General features: G+C 63.3%; 18 protein-coding genes and 3 pseudogenes. 14 read left to right on the forward strand and 7 right to left on the reverse strand.

Going from position 1 to position 16,608, the window contains the following annotated elements; translation table 11 throughout:
- Positions 1-116 precede the first annotated feature (116 nt).
- A complete protein-coding gene (locus ACFQAU_RS03420) occupies positions 117-1,451 on the forward strand; it encodes an aspartate aminotransferase family protein (protein WP_132446515.1) in 1,335 nt (444 codons plus the stop codon).
- Between the two features lie 13 nt (positions 1,452-1,464).
- Here the strand turns inward: ACFQAU_RS03420 and tolA are convergent, their stop codons facing one another.
- From tolA to ACFQAU_RS03445, 5 genes and pseudogenes are all read right to left on the reverse strand, one after another.
- Complete coding sequence (gene tolA, locus ACFQAU_RS03425) at positions 1,465-2,430, reverse strand: cell envelope integrity protein TolA (protein ID WP_386280534.1); 966 nt, start codon at positions 2,428-2,430, stop codon at positions 1,465-1,467.
- Entirely contained in the window at positions 2,427-2,816 is a 390-nt protein-coding gene (locus tag ACFQAU_RS03430; protein ID WP_120350451.1) for an ExbD/TolR family protein, read from the reverse strand. Before ACFQAU_RS03430 ends, tolA begins: the two co-directional genes overlap by 4 nt.
- A gap of 2 nt (positions 2,817-2,818) precedes the next feature.
- On the reverse strand, positions 2,819-3,196 hold the full coding sequence (locus ACFQAU_RS03435) for a biopolymer transporter ExbD (RefSeq protein ID WP_132445053.1): 378 nt from the start codon (positions 3,194-3,196) through the stop codon (positions 2,819-2,821).
- Positions 3,189-3,874: pseudogene (locus tag ACFQAU_RS03440) on the reverse strand (MotA/TolQ/ExbB proton channel family protein). The gene ACFQAU_RS03435 and the pseudogene ACFQAU_RS03440 overlap by 8 nt, the downstream one beginning before the upstream one ends.
- Complete coding sequence (locus ACFQAU_RS03445) at positions 3,874-4,320, reverse strand: hypothetical protein (protein ID WP_132445049.1); 447 nt, start codon at positions 4,318-4,320, stop codon at positions 3,874-3,876. The pseudogene ACFQAU_RS03440 and the gene ACFQAU_RS03445 overlap by 1 nt, the downstream one beginning before the upstream one ends.
- A 278-nt stretch (positions 4,321-4,598) precedes the next feature.
- Between ACFQAU_RS03445 and ACFQAU_RS03450 the strand changes: the two genes are divergently transcribed.
- Complete coding sequence (locus tag ACFQAU_RS03450; RefSeq protein ID WP_132445047.1) at positions 4,599-5,057, forward strand: protein tyrosine phosphatase family protein; 459 nt, start codon at positions 4,599-4,601, stop codon at positions 5,055-5,057.
- Positions 5,058-5,084: 27 nt separating this feature from the next.
- On the opposite strand, the gene ACFQAU_RS03455 is transcribed toward ACFQAU_RS03450, so the two are convergent.
- Complete coding sequence (locus ACFQAU_RS03455; RefSeq protein ID WP_067628498.1) at positions 5,085-5,390, reverse strand: ArsR/SmtB family transcription factor; 306 nt, start codon at positions 5,388-5,390, stop codon at positions 5,085-5,087.
- 94 nt (positions 5,391-5,484) lie between these two features.
- On the opposite strand from ACFQAU_RS03455, the gene ACFQAU_RS03460 reads away from it, so the two are divergent.
- The 6 genes and pseudogenes from ACFQAU_RS03460 (at position 5,485) to ACFQAU_RS03485 (ending at position 10,841) form a co-directional block, all read left to right on the forward strand.
- Entirely contained in the window at positions 5,485-5,919 is a 435-nt protein-coding gene (locus tag ACFQAU_RS03460) for a YeeE/YedE family protein (RefSeq protein WP_067628499.1), read from the forward strand.
- Between the two features lies 1 nt (position 5,920).
- Complete coding sequence (locus ACFQAU_RS03465) at positions 5,921-6,361, forward strand: YeeE/YedE family protein (RefSeq protein ID WP_132445045.1); 441 nt, start codon at positions 5,921-5,923, stop codon at positions 6,359-6,361.
- Positions 6,361-7,277 (forward strand): annotated as a pseudogene (locus ACFQAU_RS03470) (MBL fold metallo-hydrolase). Before ACFQAU_RS03465 ends, ACFQAU_RS03470 begins: the two are co-directional and overlap by 1 nt.
- Positions 7,278-7,331: 54 nt before the next feature.
- Positions 7,332-9,053: a SulP family inorganic anion transporter gene (locus ACFQAU_RS03475; protein WP_132445041.1), complete on the forward strand. Its 1,722-nt coding sequence runs from the start codon at positions 7,332-7,334 to the stop codon at positions 9,051-9,053.
- 61 nt (positions 9,054-9,114) lie between these two features.
- Positions 9,115-9,579: a CreA family protein gene (locus ACFQAU_RS03480; protein WP_132445039.1), complete on the forward strand. Its 465-nt coding sequence runs from the start codon at positions 9,115-9,117 to the stop codon at positions 9,577-9,579.
- Between the two features lie 116 nt (positions 9,580-9,695).
- Positions 9,696-10,841 (forward strand): annotated as a pseudogene (locus tag ACFQAU_RS03485) (lytic murein transglycosylase).
- A gap of 6 nt (positions 10,842-10,847) precedes the next feature.
- On the opposite strand, the gene ACFQAU_RS03490 reads toward ACFQAU_RS03485, so the two are convergent.
- Positions 10,848-12,188 (reverse strand): FliI/YscN family ATPase, encoded by a 1,341-nt coding sequence (locus ACFQAU_RS03490; RefSeq protein WP_132445035.1) that lies wholly within the window; start codon positions 12,186-12,188, stop codon positions 10,848-10,850.
- Here ACFQAU_RS03490 and flgB point away from each other — a divergent pair.
- The 6 genes from flgB to flhA are packed head-to-tail and all read left to right on the forward strand — an operon-like array spanning position 12,187 to position 16,608.
- Positions 12,187-12,663 carry a flagellar basal body rod protein FlgB gene (gene flgB, locus ACFQAU_RS03495; RefSeq protein WP_317389836.1) on the forward strand — a complete coding sequence of 159 codons (477 nt, stop codon included), beginning with the start codon at positions 12,187-12,189 and terminating at the stop codon, positions 12,661-12,663. The genes ACFQAU_RS03490 and flgB overlap by 2 nt on opposite strands.
- A 9-nt stretch (positions 12,664-12,672) precedes the next feature.
- Positions 12,673-13,083, forward strand: coding sequence for a flagellar basal body rod protein FlgC (flgC, locus tag ACFQAU_RS03500; protein WP_067630405.1), 411 nt, complete (start codon positions 12,673-12,675; stop codon positions 13,081-13,083).
- A gap of 11 nt (positions 13,084-13,094) precedes the next feature.
- Positions 13,095-13,427: a flagellar hook-basal body complex protein FliE gene (gene fliE / locus ACFQAU_RS03505; RefSeq protein WP_120350438.1), complete on the forward strand. Its 333-nt coding sequence runs from the start codon at positions 13,095-13,097 to the stop codon at positions 13,425-13,427.
- Between the two features lie 3 nt (positions 13,428-13,430).
- A complete protein-coding gene (fliQ, locus tag ACFQAU_RS03510; protein WP_067261035.1) occupies positions 13,431-13,700 on the forward strand; it encodes a flagellar biosynthesis protein FliQ in 270 nt (89 codons plus the stop codon).
- Positions 13,697-14,527 (forward strand): lytic transglycosylase domain-containing protein, encoded by an 831-nt coding sequence (locus tag ACFQAU_RS03515; RefSeq protein WP_132445031.1) that lies wholly within the window; start codon positions 13,697-13,699, stop codon positions 14,525-14,527. The genes fliQ and ACFQAU_RS03515 overlap by 4 nt, the downstream gene beginning before the upstream one ends.
- On the forward strand, positions 14,524-16,608 hold the full coding sequence (flhA, locus tag ACFQAU_RS03520) for a flagellar biosynthesis protein FlhA (protein WP_132445029.1): 2,085 nt from the start codon (positions 14,524-14,526) through the stop codon (positions 16,606-16,608). The genes ACFQAU_RS03515 and flhA overlap by 4 nt, the downstream gene beginning before the upstream one ends.

A 16,608-nucleotide genomic window follows, 5' to 3' on the forward strand; every position in this document is an offset into this window, starting at 1 on the left:
CTTCTCCTGACCCTAGGTCAGCCCAAGCTTTTCCGAATACGCGCGGTGTGCTGATTAATGTGGCAGTCAGCAAGCGAAGCGGTAAATAGGGTCGACCCCAAGGATCGGATTCTACGATGAGCCATGTATTGCACCGTAACCTGCGCGCCACGCAACCTGTGATCGTGCGCGGAGAGGGAAATTTCCTTATTGATGACAAGGGGAAACGCTATCTGGATGCCTGCGGCGGCGCTGCGGTGTCGAGCCTTGGACATGACAACGCCGCCGTGCGCGCCGCTGTCGCCGCGCAGATGGACCAGCTCGCCTTTGCGCATACCGGCCTCTTCACCAACACCCCGGCAGAGGCTTTGGCCGACCATTTGATCGCCCGCGCGCCTGAGGGCACTGGCAAAGGGCGGGTGATGTATCTGGGCAGCGGGTCCGAGGCGATGGAAGCGGCGCTGAAGCTCGCGCGGCAGTATCATCTGGAGCGGGGCGACAAAGCGCGGGCGAAAATCATCGCGCGCAAGCCCAGCTATCATGGCAACACACTGGGCGCGCTGGCGGTGGGCGGCCATGCCGGACGCCGCGCGCCCTTTGCGCCGATGCTGATGGATGTCGAACATATCGACGCGGCCTATGCCTACCGCCTGCAACGCGAGGGCGAGAGCGAGGCAGATTTCGCGCAACGCTTGGCGGATCAGTTGGAGACGCGGATCGTTGAACTGGGGCCGGAGACAGTCGCCGCCTTTGTGGCTGAGCCGGTGGTGGGCGCATCGCTCGGCTCACAACCCGCGCCTGCGGGGTATTTCAAGCGGGTGCGTGAGATTTGTGACCGCCACGGCGTGCTGCTCATCGCCGACGAAGTGATGTGCGGCATGGGGCGCACCGGCAGCCTTTTCGCACTTGAGCAGGAAGGTATCTGTGCCGACATCACCACCATGGCCAAGGGGCTAGGCGCGGGCTACCAGCCCATCGCGGCGGTGATGGCCCGCGAAAGCGTGATCGACGCGATCATGGCGGGCAGCGGCAATCTGTGGAACGGGCATACCTATATGTCGCACGCGGTGGCGACGGCGGGGGCGCTGGCTGTGCTGCAAGAGGTCGAGAGCCGCGATTTGCTGAGCGCGGTGCGCGCGCGGGGGCAGCAGTTGGAAACGGCGCTGCGCGAGCGGTTCGGCCAGCATGCCCATGTCGGTGACATTCGCGGGCGCGGGTTGTTCTGGTCCATCGAATTGGTGGCCGAGCGCGACAGCAAGACGCCCTTTGAGGTGAGCCGCAACCTTGCGGGCAAGATTCAGCGGGCGGCGATGGAGGCCGGGATGATCTGCTATCCCGCGCAGGGCTGTGCCGATGGCACGGCGGGGGATCACGTTCTGCTGGCTCCGGCCTTTACCTCTCCGCCCGAAGAAATCGAGATGACGGTAGAGATGCTGGGCAAGGCCGTCGACGGGGTGATTGCAGAGGGCTGAGCCCTCCGCCCGCTCATCGGCCTTTGATCTGGATCGAGAAGTTGCGCTGCGCCCCGGCGGGCGGGCGCGGAAAGGGTGCGGCCTGCCGTATGATGCCAAGCGCCGCTTGGTCCAGCGCCGCCGACCCGGAACTGCGCGCCACCCGGACGCCAGCCAACTGCCCGCCCCCGCCAATGGAAAAGGCGATCACGGCGGTCCCGCGTGAGCGAACACGCGGTTTGCCGACGCGGCCGATGCGGCTCATCACTTGGCCGGGATAGTTGCTGGCCGCCGCGTTGCCCGCAGGTGCTGCGGCCCGCTGACGGGTGCCGGACTGCGCGGCGTTGCCCGCCCGGCTGGCAGTCTGCGCGCCCTTGGTGTTGTCGCGCTTCGCATTGCCGCGCTTGGTTTGCTTGGGCTTGGTTTTCTGGGGTTTCGGCTGCGGCTCGGGCTTGGCCTTCTTGGCGGCCTCGGCGGCGCGTTCGGGGTCGCGGCGCTGTGGGCGCTGCGACAGGCGTGGCGCATCGTCCTCGGCCTCGGCGGTGAGGGTTTCGACCGGGGGCACCGGGGCCGCGGCTGTGATGGTCGGCGTGGCGCTGGTGGTCTCGGGCGGGGTTTCGACCGGGGTCAGGGCAGGCAAGACGGGTGTCTGCGCCGCAGTGGCGGGAGGTGGGGCCACGTGCATGGGCTCTGCCTTCACCGCTTGCATTGGCTCGGCGGCAGGCGTGGGCGTAACCGTTGGCGCGGGGGTCGGCGGCGGCGCCTCGGCGGTCTCCAAGGGTTCGGGCTCGGGGGTCGGCGTGATCTCTTCCACCGGTTCTCCCTCTAGAGTGCCGACGGCCATATCCTCAAACCGGGTGCCAAGCTGGGCCGCGGCGGGCGCACCGCCGCCCGCGATCTTGGCGCTGTCGTCAATTTGCGCGAGCTGCGACACGCCCACCACAAGGCTGGCGGCGATACCGACGGAGAATGTTTTGACAAGACCGGACCGGGGGATCATTGCAGCGCCCTTTCGGTGACAAGCATGACGCGCTCTGCCCCGGCCCCGCGCAGCTCGCGGGTCAGCTCCACAAGGCGGCGGGCGGGCAGCGCGCGGTCAGGCAGCAGCCGCACGGTGTCGCGCTCTTCTTCGGGGAGCGCGTCGATGAATTCAGCCACGCTGGCGCGGTCTTGGCCTGCGAAGGTCATGCGGCCATCGGCGTGGACCACCAGCGCATTGGGCGGCGCGCGGCCCTCAAGCTCACGGGTTTCCACGAGGTTCAGATCGGAATCCAGCGGCTGCGACAGGGTGCCCGCGACCATGAAGAAGACCAGCATCAGAAAGACGATGTTGATCAGCGCGATGGTCGGTTCGCGTTGCGGTTTGGCCTTGGCGATAGGACGCATGGTCAGCCCTCCAGAACCGAGACGCTGAGCCCCGGCAGGGCGCGCAGCGCGATGAGCAGATCGGCCAGCGCCTGCGCCTCGACCTCGGCCCCGAGCGAGACCAGAAGCGGCGTGCCCTTCTCGGCCTCGGCCAAGGGGCTGGCGGTCAGCGCGTCAAGCGCCAGCGCATCGCCATTGAGGCGCAGCCCCTCGGTGGTCAGTTGCAAAAAGAACGGTTTCGCCCCCGTCTCAGCCCCTGCCCCGGATGTCGCTGCGGCCAATTCGATCTCGGCAAATTTGGAGAAGGTCGAGGTCAGCATGAAAAACAACAACAGCAGAAAGATCACATCGATCAGAGAGGTCATGGAGAGGCGGTTGCGCCGCCGGCGTGGCCTAGCCATGGGCTGGCCGGGGCGCGGCGGCGGCAAATTGGGTCGCGGCAGGTGTGGCGGCGGGGGCCGCGTTCTGGCCGGGGTGCAGCACGGTGAGGATCGCCTTGTCGGCGATGACGCGCTCGGTCTCCATCCGCTGCTCCAGCCAGCTGAGCACCAGCGCGGTCGGCATGGCAACGACGAGGCCCACCGCAGTGGTCAGAAGCGCCACCCAAATGCCCCCGCGAGGATCGAAGGATCCACCTGCGACCCTGCATCCTGCAAGGCGCGGAAGGCTTCGATCATGCCCAGAACCGTGCCGAAGAGGCCCAAGAGCGGGGCAAGCTGCGCCACGGAATCGAGCAGACGAAAGCCGCGCTCCAGCTTGGCAAAGCGCAACTCGGCCTCGGCCTGCAAGCGCGAAGCGCCCGCGTCGGGCGCAGACATGGCCAATTCGATCACCGGGGCGAGGTAGCTTTTCGACCGGCCCAGCGCAGAGCGTGCAGCGGCTGCATCGCCACGCTCCCAAGCATTGACCGCTTCGGACAGCGCCCGGTGGCGGCCCACGGCGGCGGCGCGGAACTGCCATGTTTTATAAAGTGCCACGGCGAGGGTCAGCACTGCCACGGCCATCAGGATTACCACCACCGGGCCACCGGTTTCGGCAATGCCCCGCAGAGGGGTCAGCAGTTCATCCAGTTGATCCATCAGCCCAGCACCTCGATCTCAGTCCGGGTTGCTGGGGCCAGCGCGTTTTCGCAGGTGCCCGCCGCGATCCCCGCGCCTTCGCAGCTTTGCGCACCGTTAAACAGGATACGGCCAAGGTTTTCGCAGGTGGTCTGCGGCACCACGAATTGGCGCACGCGCGGGCGGGCTACGGGCAATTGACCAAAGTCGAAAAGGGTCAGCCGGTTCACGGTGCCTTCGCGGTCGAACAGCACGGTCTCATAAACTGCCTTGTCCAAGGGGGCAGAGAGGTCGTTCGTGATGAGGAAGGTCAGCTTGCAATTGGCCTCCGTGGTATCGGCGGCGTTCAATTCGACCTTGAGCGAGGGGGCCGCAGTCGCCGCTGCGGCGGCAGGCGTCTCGGCGGCGGCACCTTGGGCAAAGGTCAGGGACAGGGCCGCGAGGAACGCGGAACGAAAATGCGGCATGGGGTGGCTCCCGATGGGTTTATCTTTGATCACGGCGCGTTGCTGGGACGCCTGCCACGGCTGGGCAGAATCGTCGCAGCACCTCTCGCGCCAAGCGGAATTTCTGCCTGCTGCCTAACAAAACCGGGCGGCAGTGACAATCCTGACTTTAATACTCGGATAAGGCGGCCGCCGCCCTGCCCACTTGGTGAGCAGGGAACAGTTGCGTCGATCTGGTGTTAGGCTGCTGAAACCATTGCCTGCGGGAAAACGACACCCGCGCAGAGAAGGAGGCCAGAATGACCGACGACAGCCAAAAGATCGCGACCATCGACCCTGCCCATAACGTGGCCCTGTTCACACCGGACGCCAAAGCACTGGAACAGGCGGCCTCGGCCGGGATGAAAACAGTGGTAAACTTCCGCGCCTCGGATGAAAAAGGCGGCCTCTCCCCCGATGAAGAGCGGCTGGTGGCTGAGAAGCTGGGGCTGAACTACCTGCACCATCCGGTCACGCCCGATACGCTTGGCCCCGAGACGGTGGACGAATTCCGCGAGTCACTGGACGACCTGCCGCAGCCGGTGTTCCTGCACTGCGCCTCGGGCAAACGGGCCGGGGCGATGACGCTGATGGCCCTTGCGGCAGACAAGGGATGGGACGGTGACACGGCCCTGCAAGAAGGCAAATCACGCGGCATTGACCTGACCGAAGAGAAGATCGGCCAGTTCGTCAAATCCTACGCGGATAGCAAAGCGTGAAAGAGGCGTCCGGTTTTACCGGGCGCATTATTTTTGCGCGCAGTAGAGGCCGTGCAGCGTTTCCAGAACGGCCACGGCCTCCTGCCCTTTGACCCGGTAAAAGATCGTCTGCCCCGCGCGGCGACTGTCCACAAGCCCCGCTTCTTTCAGCTTTTTAAGCTGCTGTGACATGGTGGATTGCGACAACCCGCAGGCCTGCGCCAAATCCCCAACCGAACGCTCTCCGCCCAGCAGCCGGCACAAGATCTGCAACCGCGCCTCTGATGCGAGCATCGTCATCAGGGCAGCCGCTCCGGCAATGTCACCGTCCAAGAAATCGTCCGAGTTTTTCATATTAGCATCATTGAATATTAGGAATGGGTAATATATACTAAATGACAGTCTGAGACAAGCCAGCCGCCAAGGCGGGCGCGTAAGGAGTTGAGAGATGGAAACCGAATTCACACCTTGGCTGTCGCTGGGCGGCGGCGCGCTGATCGGAGCCTCGGCGGTGCTGCTGATGGCGACGAACGGGCGCATCGCGGGCATCAGCGGGCTGACCTCACGGCTATTTGCGCGCAGCAGTGACGGCGAAGCGCGGGGCGTTTCGTTCTTCTTCGTGCTGGGGCTTTTGCTGGCAGCACCGCTTTGGTTGATTGTCTCGGGCGGCTGGCCGCAGCAGTGGGTGCCTTCGAACCCGCTTTTGATGGCTCTGGCCGGGCTGCTGGTCGGCTTTGGCGCGACCTATGGCAATGGGTGTACCTCGGGCCACGGGGTCTGCGGCATCAGCCGTGGCTCGGCGCGGTCGATCGTGGCAACGGTGACCTTCATGGCAACGGCTTTCGTGACCGTGTTTGTCATGCGGCATGTGTTAGGGGCGTGATATGAAACAGATATTCGCCCTCCTCTCCGGCCTCGTCTTTGGCATTGGCCTTATCGTCTCTGGCATGGCGGACCCCGCCAAGGTGCTCAACTTTCTTGACGTCTTTGGCACATGGGATCCCAGCCTCGCCTTTGTCATGGGCGGTGCGATCGCAGTGACAGCACCGGGCTTTGCATGGCTGTTCCGCAGCCGTCAGACCCCCTATTTCGACACCACATTCCGCGTTCCCACCCGCAACGATCTTGAGCCGAAACTGCTGACCGGCGCTGCGATCTTTGGCATCGGCTGGGGCTTGGGCGGCTTTTGCCCCGGCCCTGCGTTGACTGCCCTGCCCTTGGCGGCCAGTGGCACGTTGATCTTTGTCCCCTTCATGCTGGGCGGCATGTGGATCGCCCGCCACACCCCTGATTTGATGACCAAAACCAAGAAAGGACCTGCCTGATGAGCGACCCTCTGAATACACCCGTCGTGCGCCATTCCCCTTCAACCGGTGCGGGCAGCCCCGATGTCTGGGGCATCTATGAGCCCGACACAGGCTCGATCCAATACATCTGCGCCGATCCGGCGACCAAGAAGGCCGCGCTGATCGATGTGGTTTGGAACTTTGACCCGAAGAACTACAAGTTCAGCACCGAAAGCATGGATCAGGTCTTGGACCTTGTGAAAGAGCACGGCCTGAGCGTGGAGTGGGTGCTTGATACGCATCCCCATGCGGATCACGTCATGGCCTCCGCCCATCTGAAAGAACGGACCGGTGCGCCCAATGCCATCGGTGCGCTGGTGCCTGAGATCGCCAAGATTTGGGCGGACCTCTACAACCTGCCAAACGCCTTTGACCCCGACCGCGATTTTGATCATCTGTTTGAAGAAGGCGAGACGTTTAAGATCGGTGAATTGGACGCCAAAGTGATGCTGTCGCCCGGTCACACGCTGGGGTCGATCACTTACGTCTGCGGCGATGCGGCTTTCGTGCATGACACATTGATGCAGCCCGATGCAGGCACCTCGCGGTCGGATTTTCCGGGGGCAAAACGGCAGAGCTTTGGGATTCGATCCAAGACATCCTCGCCCTGCCCGGCGACACACGGCTTTACATCGGCCATGACTACGGCACCGATGACCGCAAGGAACCGACGTGGGAGGCCACGGTGGATGAGCACAAGGCCAAGAACATCCACGTCAAAGATGGCACCAAGCGCGAGGACTATATCGAGCGCCGCCAGAAGCGGGACGCGACGCTTTCGCTGCCCAATCGGATCCTTGCGGCCTTGCAGATCAACCTGCGCGGCGGGCGCCTGCCCCCGGCAGAGGATGACGGCAACCACTACCTGAAACTGCCGGTGAACCGCTTCGACTAAACCAGACCGGGCGGCCCTTCGGGGCGGCCCCTTCCCCTTGACGGATTGCCTGACATGACCCTGCGGCCCCTTGCGCAATATCTGCCGATCCTCGACTGGGGGCGGCGCTATGACCGTGGCCAATTCACCGGAGATTTGGTGGCGGCGGTAATCGTTACCATCATGTTGATCCCGCAATCGCTGGCCTATGCGCTGCTTGCGGGGATGCCGCCCGAGGCCGGTATCTATGCCTCCATCGCGCCGATTGTGCTTTATGCGATTTTTGGCACCAGCCGCGCACTGGCGGTGGGGCCAGTGGCCGTGGTGTCACTGATGACAGCGGCAGCGGTGGGCAATATCGCCGAGGCTGGGACGGCGGGCTATGTCACGGCGGCGCTGACGTTGGCGTTTCTGTCGGGCGCGATGCTGCTGGCGCTTGGGCTGTTCCGGCTGGGGTTTTTGGCGAATTTCCTGTCTCACCCTGTGATCGCGGGGTTCATCACCGCCTCGGGCATTCTGATCGCCGCCAGCCAGTTGCGTCATATTCTGGGGGTCGAAGGCGAAGGCCATACGCTGGTCGAAATCCTCGCTAGCCTTTGGGCGCATCTGGGGGAGGTGAACCCCATCACCCTTCTGCTGGGCGTTACCGCGACGGCTTTCCTGTTCTGGGTGCGGGGCGGGTTGAAACCCTTGCTTTTGCGTATCGGGCTGGGGTCACGCATGGCCGATATCGGGGCAAAAACGGGCCCGGTTCTGGCGATCGTCGGCACCACACTGGCGGTTTGGGCCTTTGATCTGGGCAGCCGTGGTGTCGCCATTGTGGGCGACGTTCCACAAAGCCTGCCGCCGCTCACCCTGCCCTCCTTCTCGCCTGACCTGCTGTCGCAACTGTTCATCCCCGCGCTGCTGATTTCGATCATCGGCTTTGTAGAAAGCATCAGCGTGGCGCAGACATTGGCCGCCAAGAAACGTCAGCGCATCGATCCGGATCAAGAACTCATCGGTCTGGGCAGTGCGAACCTTGGGGCCGCCTTCACCGGGGGTTTTCCGGTCACCGGGGGCTTCTCTCGCTCTGTGGTGAACTTTGACGCGGGGGCCGAGACGCCCGCCGCGGGGGCCTTCACCGCCGTAGGGCTCGCGCTCGCGGCGCTGTTTCTGACACCGCTGATCTATTTCCTGCCCAAAGCCACGCTGGCCGCCACGATCATCGTCGCGGTGCTGAGCCTCGTTGATTTCTCAATCCTCAAACGCGCGTGGGCCTTCAGCCATGCCGATTTCGCCGCCGTGAGCGTGACGATCCTGCTGACGCTGGTCTTCGGCGTGGAAGCGGGCGTAAGCGCAGGGGTCATCACCTCGATCCTCGTGCATCTTTACAAGACCTCGCGCCCGCATATGGCCGTGGTGGGCCGGGTGCCGGGGACTGAGCATTTCCGCAATGTGCTGCGCCATGAGGTTGAGACCCAGCCACATGTGCTGTCGCTGCGGGTGGACGAAAGCCTATATTTTCCCAATGCCCGCTTCCTTGAAGACCAATTGGCACGCCATGCCGCCGAAAAGCCCGAACTGACCGATGTGGTCCTGATGTTCCCGGCGGTGAATGAGATCGACCTGTCGGCGCTTGAATCCCTTGAGGCGATCAACACACGGCTGCGGGATGCCGATATCCGGCTGCATCTGAGCGAGGTGAAGGGCCCGGTGATGGACCGGCTGAAGCGCAGTCATTTTCTGGGTGACCTCACCGGCGAGGTCTTTCTAAGCCAGCACGAAGCCGTTTGCGCCTTGGCAGAGCGGCGGTAGAGACTGTCGAAAATTTGGCGGAGCCTAGGGAACCGCCCTGCCCGTCGCGCGTTGGCCTGCCATGAACAAGATATTCGCGCGCGCCGCCGCCCTCTCCGTCTGCCTTTTCGCCACTGCTGCCCCTGCCGAACAGGTGGGGAATGTCGATGTGGACTGGCTGGGTAATGACATCATCGTCGAAGCCGTGGCCGACCCCAAGGTCAAGGGCGTGACCTGTCATCTGGCCTATTTCGAACGCGGTTTGATTGACCGGCTGCAAAAGGGCAACTGGTTCGAAGACCCGTCGAACTCCTCCATCTCTTGCCGCCAGACCGGCCCGATTGAAGTTGGCGATATCGAGATGGATGATGAAGGCGAGAATGTCTTTAGCGAACGCCGCTCGATCATCTTTAAAACCCTGCGGGTGAAGCGTATTTTCGACAAAGAGAACAATACGCTGATCTACATCAGCCACAGCCAGCAGGTGCAGGACGGGTCGGCCAAGATGTCGATGTCGACTGTGCCGCTCTACCAGCCCGGACAATAAGCCTCAGCGGCCAAGTTTTCCTCGGCAAAGCCTTGCCAGCTTAGTGATCTCGCCTTGCCGGGCGACCTGCCTGCGATATGCTGCGCAAAACGCAACAAGCAGCGACAGGCAGGTTTATGAGACATTCACGCAGAACATTCGCATTCGGCCTCGCCGCTCTGGGGCTGACCTCGGCCTGCTCAACGGGAGGCGGGGCGCTTGGCCCCGCAGCGGCGGCTGGGGTGCCGGACGATCTGCGCCCGGTGCCCAATGCAGGATATGACGCTTGGGTCGCGGCGTTTAAGGGGCGTGCCTCGGCACAAGGGATTTCCGCCAACACCTTGGCTCAAGGGTTTCGCGGCGCGGGCTACCTGCCCGGCGTCGTGAAACGGGACCGTAACCAGACGGAATTCAGCCGCAGCTTGAAGACTACCTCGCCATCGCGGCCTCGGACGAGCGTGTATCAAAGGGGCGCGCGGCTTTTGCACGGCACCGCAGCACGCTGAGCGCGATTGAGAACCGCTACGGCGTGGCGGCAGAGATCGTCGCGGCAGTTTGGGGGCTAGAGAGCTATTTCGGTGAGCGGCGCGGGAATGTGCCCGTCGTTTCGGCCACTTCCACATTGGCCTATGACGGGCGGCGCGGGGCGTTCTTTGAAAAGCAACTGATCGCGGCGCTGAAAATTCTGCAAAACGGCGATATCACCGCCGATCGCATGACCGGGTCTTGGGCGGGGGCCATGGGGCATACGCAGTTTATTCCCACCTCCTATCAAGCTTTCGCGGTGGATTTCACCGGCGACGGGCGACGCGACATCTGGTCGGAAGACCCCAGCGATGCACTAGCCTCGACCGCCGCGTATCTGTCGCGCAACGGCTGGACGCGCGGCGTGAAATGGGGCGGCGAAGTGGGCAGCATCCCCGCCAGCGCCGGGTCCGTGATCCAGCCACAGGCAGGCGGGCCGCAGTTTGTGGTAACCAGCAACTTCCGGGCACTGAAACGCTACAACAACTCCGACAGCTACGCGATTGGCGTGGGCCATCTGGCGGACCGCATCGCCGGGGGCGGACCGCTGCGCGGCAGCTTCCCCCGATGCAAACGGGCTGACCAAGGACGACCGTATGGCGCTGCAACAGCGGCTGACCGCGCGGGGGTTTGATACCGATGGCACCGATGGGGTGATCGGGCCAAACAGCCGCAAGGCGATCAGCGCTTATCAAGCCAGCGTGGGCCTGCCTGCGACGGGCGAGCCTTCGGTCGATCTGCTGCGCCGCCTGCAATAGGCGGTATCAGCCGGGGCTGATCCCGGCCCGGTCGAGCATCCCTGCCACCTCAGCAAATGAGGACTGCGGCGGGGTGTGCTCGGCCTTGCGCTGGCTAAGGAACGTCTCGCACGGCCCAGCGAATGCAATCGCGCGGTCCAGTTCGGGATTGCTGCCGCTGCGGTAGGCACCGATGCGGATCAATTCTTCCATATCGGCATGGGCCGCGAGCGCCTTATGGGCGGCGGTGAGCAACGTATACTCCACATCACTGTGGCAATCCGGCAACGTCCGCGAGACCGATGCGAGCAGGTCAATCGCCGGATAGCGCCCCTTTTCGGCAATCTTGCGGTCCAGCACGATATGCCCATCCGTGATCCCGCGCACGGCGTCGGCGATGGGGTCATTCATATCGTCGCCATCCACCAGAACAGTGAAAATCGCCGTGATGTCGCCCTTGCCCACCGGCCCCGGCCCGGCGCGCTCCAACATCTGCGGAAGCTCCGAGAAAACCGTCGGCGGATAGCCCTTGGCGGTGGGCGGCTCGCGCGAGGCGAGACCGATTTCGCGCTGCGCCATGGCAAAACGGGTGACGCTGTCCATCAGCAGCAACACATGCTGACCCTGATCGCGGAAATGTTCGGCCACGGCCATGGCGGTCCAAGCGGCTTGGCGACGGGTGAGCGGCGGCTCATCCCCGGTGGCCACGACCAGCACGGCCTTCTCCATCCCCTCTGGGCCGAGGTCGGTTGAGATAAAATCCTGCACCTCACGGCCCCGTTCACCAACCAGCGCCATAACCACCACGTCACACTCCGTATAGCGTGCCAGCATGGCCATCAGCGTCGATTTACCCACACCAGAGCCCGCAAAAATGCCCAAGCGCTGGCCTTGGCAAAGCGGGGTAAAGACATCGAGCGCGCGCACATGGGTCGCCAGTTTCGGGCCGATGCGTTTGCGGTCGAACGCACCCGGCGGGGCGGCGCGCAGCGGGCGCGGTTGGTTGCCTTCGGGCAGATGCCCCTTCCCGTCGAGCGGTACGGCAGAGGCACTGATCACCCGCCCCTTCCAGCTTTCATCCGGGCGGATCACATCGCGGCCAACGGCGACCTCGACCCGGTCACCCGCCGCGACCCCGCGCCACGACCCAAAAGGGAGCAACTCGGTGCCATGGGTGCCCAGCCCCACGACCTCTGCATGGACCGGCCCGTCAGAGCCATGCACGATGCAGCGCTCGCCGATGCCCAGCACCCGCTCCAGCCCCACGGCGGTCAGCGTAATGCCGGTGATCGCGCGCACTTCGCCGGTGATCTCGGCCTCGCCCGCCTCGCGGGCAAAGCTGGTCAGCTCGGAAAAGAGTGTCTGCATGGATAAATTTCCTCTAGGAGAGCAAGCTAATATTTACTATACAAGGATTAAACAGGCTATAGGCAAAAAAATGAACTTGTCTAATCTTTCTATTCTTGGACTTGCTTCGGACCGGATGCAGTGGCTTTCGGCCCGGCAAAAGGTCGTGTCTGAAAACGTGGCCAATGCGGCGACGCCGAACTTCAAGGCGCGCGATGTGTCGTCCTTCGCCTCAATGCTCAGCGGAGAGCTGTCGCGCGATAATGGGCTGGTGACCACCCATGACAAACACTTCACCGGCGTCGCCCAAGGTACGCCCGGCGTGCGTGAGGTAACGGACCGCAGCGCTGCTGGCGCGACGCTGGATGGCAATACCGTGAACCTTGAAGAACAGGCCGTGAAGGCCGCCGAGATCGGCGATCATTACCGGTTGGCCGCACAGCTTTATCGCAAGAGCTATGACATGCTCACCATGGCCGTCACCGGAAACAGGTAAGGAAAACGCATGGATCCGCTTCAGTCTATCGCCAAAATCGCCGCCAGCGGGATGACCGCGCAGACCGCGCGTTTGCGGGTGATCTCGGAAAACGTGGCCAACGCAGATTCCACGGGCACCACGCCGGGCGCCGACCCGTTCCGCCGCAAGACCATCAGCTTTTCCGAGTTGATTGATCGCAACGGCGGCGGCTCTTTGGTTGAGGTTGACCGCATCGGACGCGACCAGTCGCCGTTTCGCCGCGATTATGACCCGTCGCATCCAGCAGCGGATGACACCGGCTATGTCAATCGGCCCAATGTCGATCCGATCATTGAGATGGCCAACATGCGCGAGGCATCGCGCAACTACGAGGCCAACATGAACATGTTCGAGTCCGGTCGCCGGATGCGCGGCCAGATGCTCGACCTGTTGAAGTGAGGTAACCTGAGATGAGCGATCCCGCCTCCCTGATCTCGACCGCCGCCGTTCGCGGTGCCTATCGCACCTCGCAATCGCTAACGGCGCAAAAAGGCGAAGCTATCGCCGAAGAGGCAGGCGCCAGCGCCAATAGCTTCACCAATATGGTGCAGCAAGCCTCGGAAAACGCGCTGGAAACAGTGCGCGAGGGCGAGGCCGTGGCCCAAGCCGGGCTGCGCGGTGAGGCGGATACCCAGCAGGTGGTCGAAGCGATGCTGGCGATGGAAAGCACAGTCAAAGTCGCCGTGTCGGTGCGCGACCGCTTTGTCGAAGCCTATCAGGAAATCTTGCGGATGCCGATCTAGGCCATGACCGAAACCCAGACCTATGACATCATCTCTGCTACCGTCTGGGCCGTGCTTTTGGCCTCGGGTCCGGTGCTGGGGGTGGCGCTGGCGATCGGACTGGTGATCGCGTTTTTCCAAGCCCTGACGCAAATTCAGGAAATGACGCTGACCTTCGTGCCCAAGATCGTGATGATCTTTGTCACCCTGCTGGCCGCAACGCCGTTCATGTATGCCACGCTGAAGAACCTGTCGGACACAATCTTTGACCTCGTGCAGAACGGTGGGCTGTGAGGGGCTGGCGGCATATCGCAGCGGCGCTTTTGGCGGCCGCGCTCGCCACCCCTGCCCTCGCCCAAGGCTGGGGGTCGTTCTATGAGCCGACGCGCAAGGACAAAGTGACCGCGACCGCACAGACGCTGGCGGCCAAGGGCGGGCCGGAAGGCGTCTGCATCCGCGAAATTCTGGCGGCACAAACGCGGCATGGCATTCCAGATAACCTGCTGCTGGCCATTGGACTGCAAGAGGCGGGCACCCGGCGCAACGGGCATTTCACGGTCTGGCCCTATGCGGTCAACGCGGCGGGCGAAGGGCGGCTGTTCGACAGCCGCAACGCCGCGCTTGATTGGATCGCAGAGCGGCAGGCGAGTGGCATCCGCTCCATTGACGTGGGCTGTATGCAGATCAACATGCGCTGGCACCCGGATGCTTTCGACAACCCCGCCCAAGGGTTCGATCCGCGGGTGAATGTCGATTACGCGGCGCGGTTCCTCAAGCGGTTGCACCGGCGTACGGGCAGTTGGATGCAGGCCGCGGGGTCGTACCATTCTTTCGAGCCTGAGTACCGCGACACCTACCTTGACCGTCTGCAAAAGAACATTTCCGCCGCCAATGCGCGGCTGCCGGAGTTTCAGGCGCTGGCCAGTGCCAGCCCCGTTCCCGCGCGTCCGCGCAAGACGCCCCGCAGCACCTCGGGCAGTTATGACAGGTTAGCGGCCAAGGCCACATGGGGCGCGCAGATCGGCGGGGCGGCGAATGCGCGCCGTTCGCTCTATTCGGCACATGAGATGCAGCCGGTTCTGCCGCAGTTCACCACCGTCCGCGCGGAGGATGCGGGATGAGTACGAAACCCAACACCATCCTGCCGCAGCTGAGCATGTTCAGCGCCAACAAAGACGTCAGCTTTGCCGTTGGCATGGCGCTAGTGCTGGCGGTTCTGTTCTTGCCGCTGCCGCCGATCTTGCTCGATTTCGGGCTGGCGCTGTCACTGTCGCTCAGCGTGTTGATCTTCATGGTGGCGCTCTGGATCCCTTCACCGTTGCAGTTCAACTCTTTCCCGACGCTGCTGCTGGTCACGACCATGTTGCGCCTGTCGCTCAACGTGGCCTCAACCCGGCTAATCCTCAGCGAAGGCCATGCAGGTCTGCATGCGGCGGGCGATGTGATCCAAGGGTTCTCCAAGTTCATCGTGGCGGGTAATTTCGTCATCGGTGTGGTGATCTTTGCCATTCTCGTGATCATTAACTTCGTCGTGATTACAAAGGGTTCGACCCGTATCGCCGAGGTTGCCGCGCGGTTCTCGCTGGATGCGATGCCGGGCAAGCAGATGGCGATCGACGCCGATATGGGGGCGGGGCTGATCGACGAAGATGAGGCCCGTCGCCGCCGTAAGGAACTGGAAGACGAAAGCGCGTTCTTCGGGGCGATGGACGGTGCGTCAAAATTCGTGCGCGGCGATGCGGTGGCAGGGCTGATTATCACGCTGATCAACGTCATCGGCGGCATTCTGATCGGTGTCGTGCAGCGCGGCATGGGTGTAGGCGATGCCTTTAACGTCTTTACCTCGCTGACCATCGGGGACGGGCTGGTGAGCCAAATCCCGGCATTGGTCGTCTCGCTCGCCGCCGGTCTGATCGTGACCAAGGGCGGCACCCGGGGCGCGGCGAACGAAGCTGTCTTTGACCAGCTTTCGAACTTCCCCAAGGCGCTTTACATGGCGGCCTTGCTGCTGTTCGGCATCGGCCTTTTGCCCGGCTTTCCGCTGCTGGTCTTCGCCCTTCTGGCCGCTGCCATGGTGGGCTTGGGCGTGGTGATCCAGCGCGGCGCGGCAGAGGCGGCAGAGGCCAAGGCAAAGGCCGATGCAGAAGCGCAGAAACAGCAGGACATGCCAGAGGTCGACAGCAACCCGATGCACCTCGATGAGTTGCGGTTGGTTCTGGGCGAAGGGCTGGTGGCGCTGGCCAACCGCCCAGACGCGGTGCTGCCGAGCAAGATCAAATCCCTGCGCAAGCATTTCGCCGAAGAGTTCGGCTTTCCCATGCCCTCGGTCCGGATCAAGGATGACGTGAGCCTGCCGATCAACAGCTATTCCTTCCAAATCCACGGCGTTGATGTGGCCAAGGGCGACATTCGCGCCAATCAGATGATGGTGATCAACCCCGAGGGCGCGCCGCTGCAACTGCCGGGTGAGGCCACGCGCGAACCCACCTTTGGGCTGGACGCGCTTTGGGTCGACAGCAAGGTTGCCGATCAGGCCGAGGCGCAGGGCTATACGGTGGTGGACCCCGAAAGCGTGATCACCACGCACCTGACCGAAGTGGTCAAGGAAAACATGTCTGAACTGCTCACCTACGGTTCGGCGAAAGAGGCGATTGAGGGGCTGGACCGGAATTATCAAAAGCTGGTCAACGACCTGCCCGTCCCCTCCCCCGCCATTCTGGTGCAGCAGGTGTTGCAGGAACTGCTGCTCGAGCGTGTCTCGATCCGCAACCTGCCGCTGATCGTAGAGGCGATGGCCGAAGCCACGCGCCAGACCTCCAAACCCGCGCTGGTGCTTGAAAACGTCCGCCGCCGCCTGTCGAGCCAGATTTGCCAAGGCCTGTCCGATGGTCAGGGCTTCGTGCCTGTCATCACCCTGTCGCCCTCGTGGGAGGCCGAGTTCATCGAGGCGGTCAAGATCGTCGGCGAGGATCGCACATTCGTCATGTCCCCCAAACGGGTACAGGAATTCGTGCTGCAAGCCCGCCAGCAGATCCAGCGCTTCGCCTCCGAGGACAGCTGGCCCGCGCTGATGGTCAACCCCGAGGCGCGGTCCTATGTGCGCTCCATGTTGGAGCGGGTCAGCCCGATGACGCCGGTGATTTCCAACGCCGAAATTCATCGCAAGGTATCCCTGCGGACCGTCGCCACCATCGGGGGCTAG

This window comes from Sulfitobacter profundi (assembly GCF_042661425.1).
GTDB classification, from domain to species: domain Bacteria; phylum Pseudomonadota; class Alphaproteobacteria; order Rhodobacterales; family Rhodobacteraceae; genus Sulfitobacter; species Sulfitobacter profundi.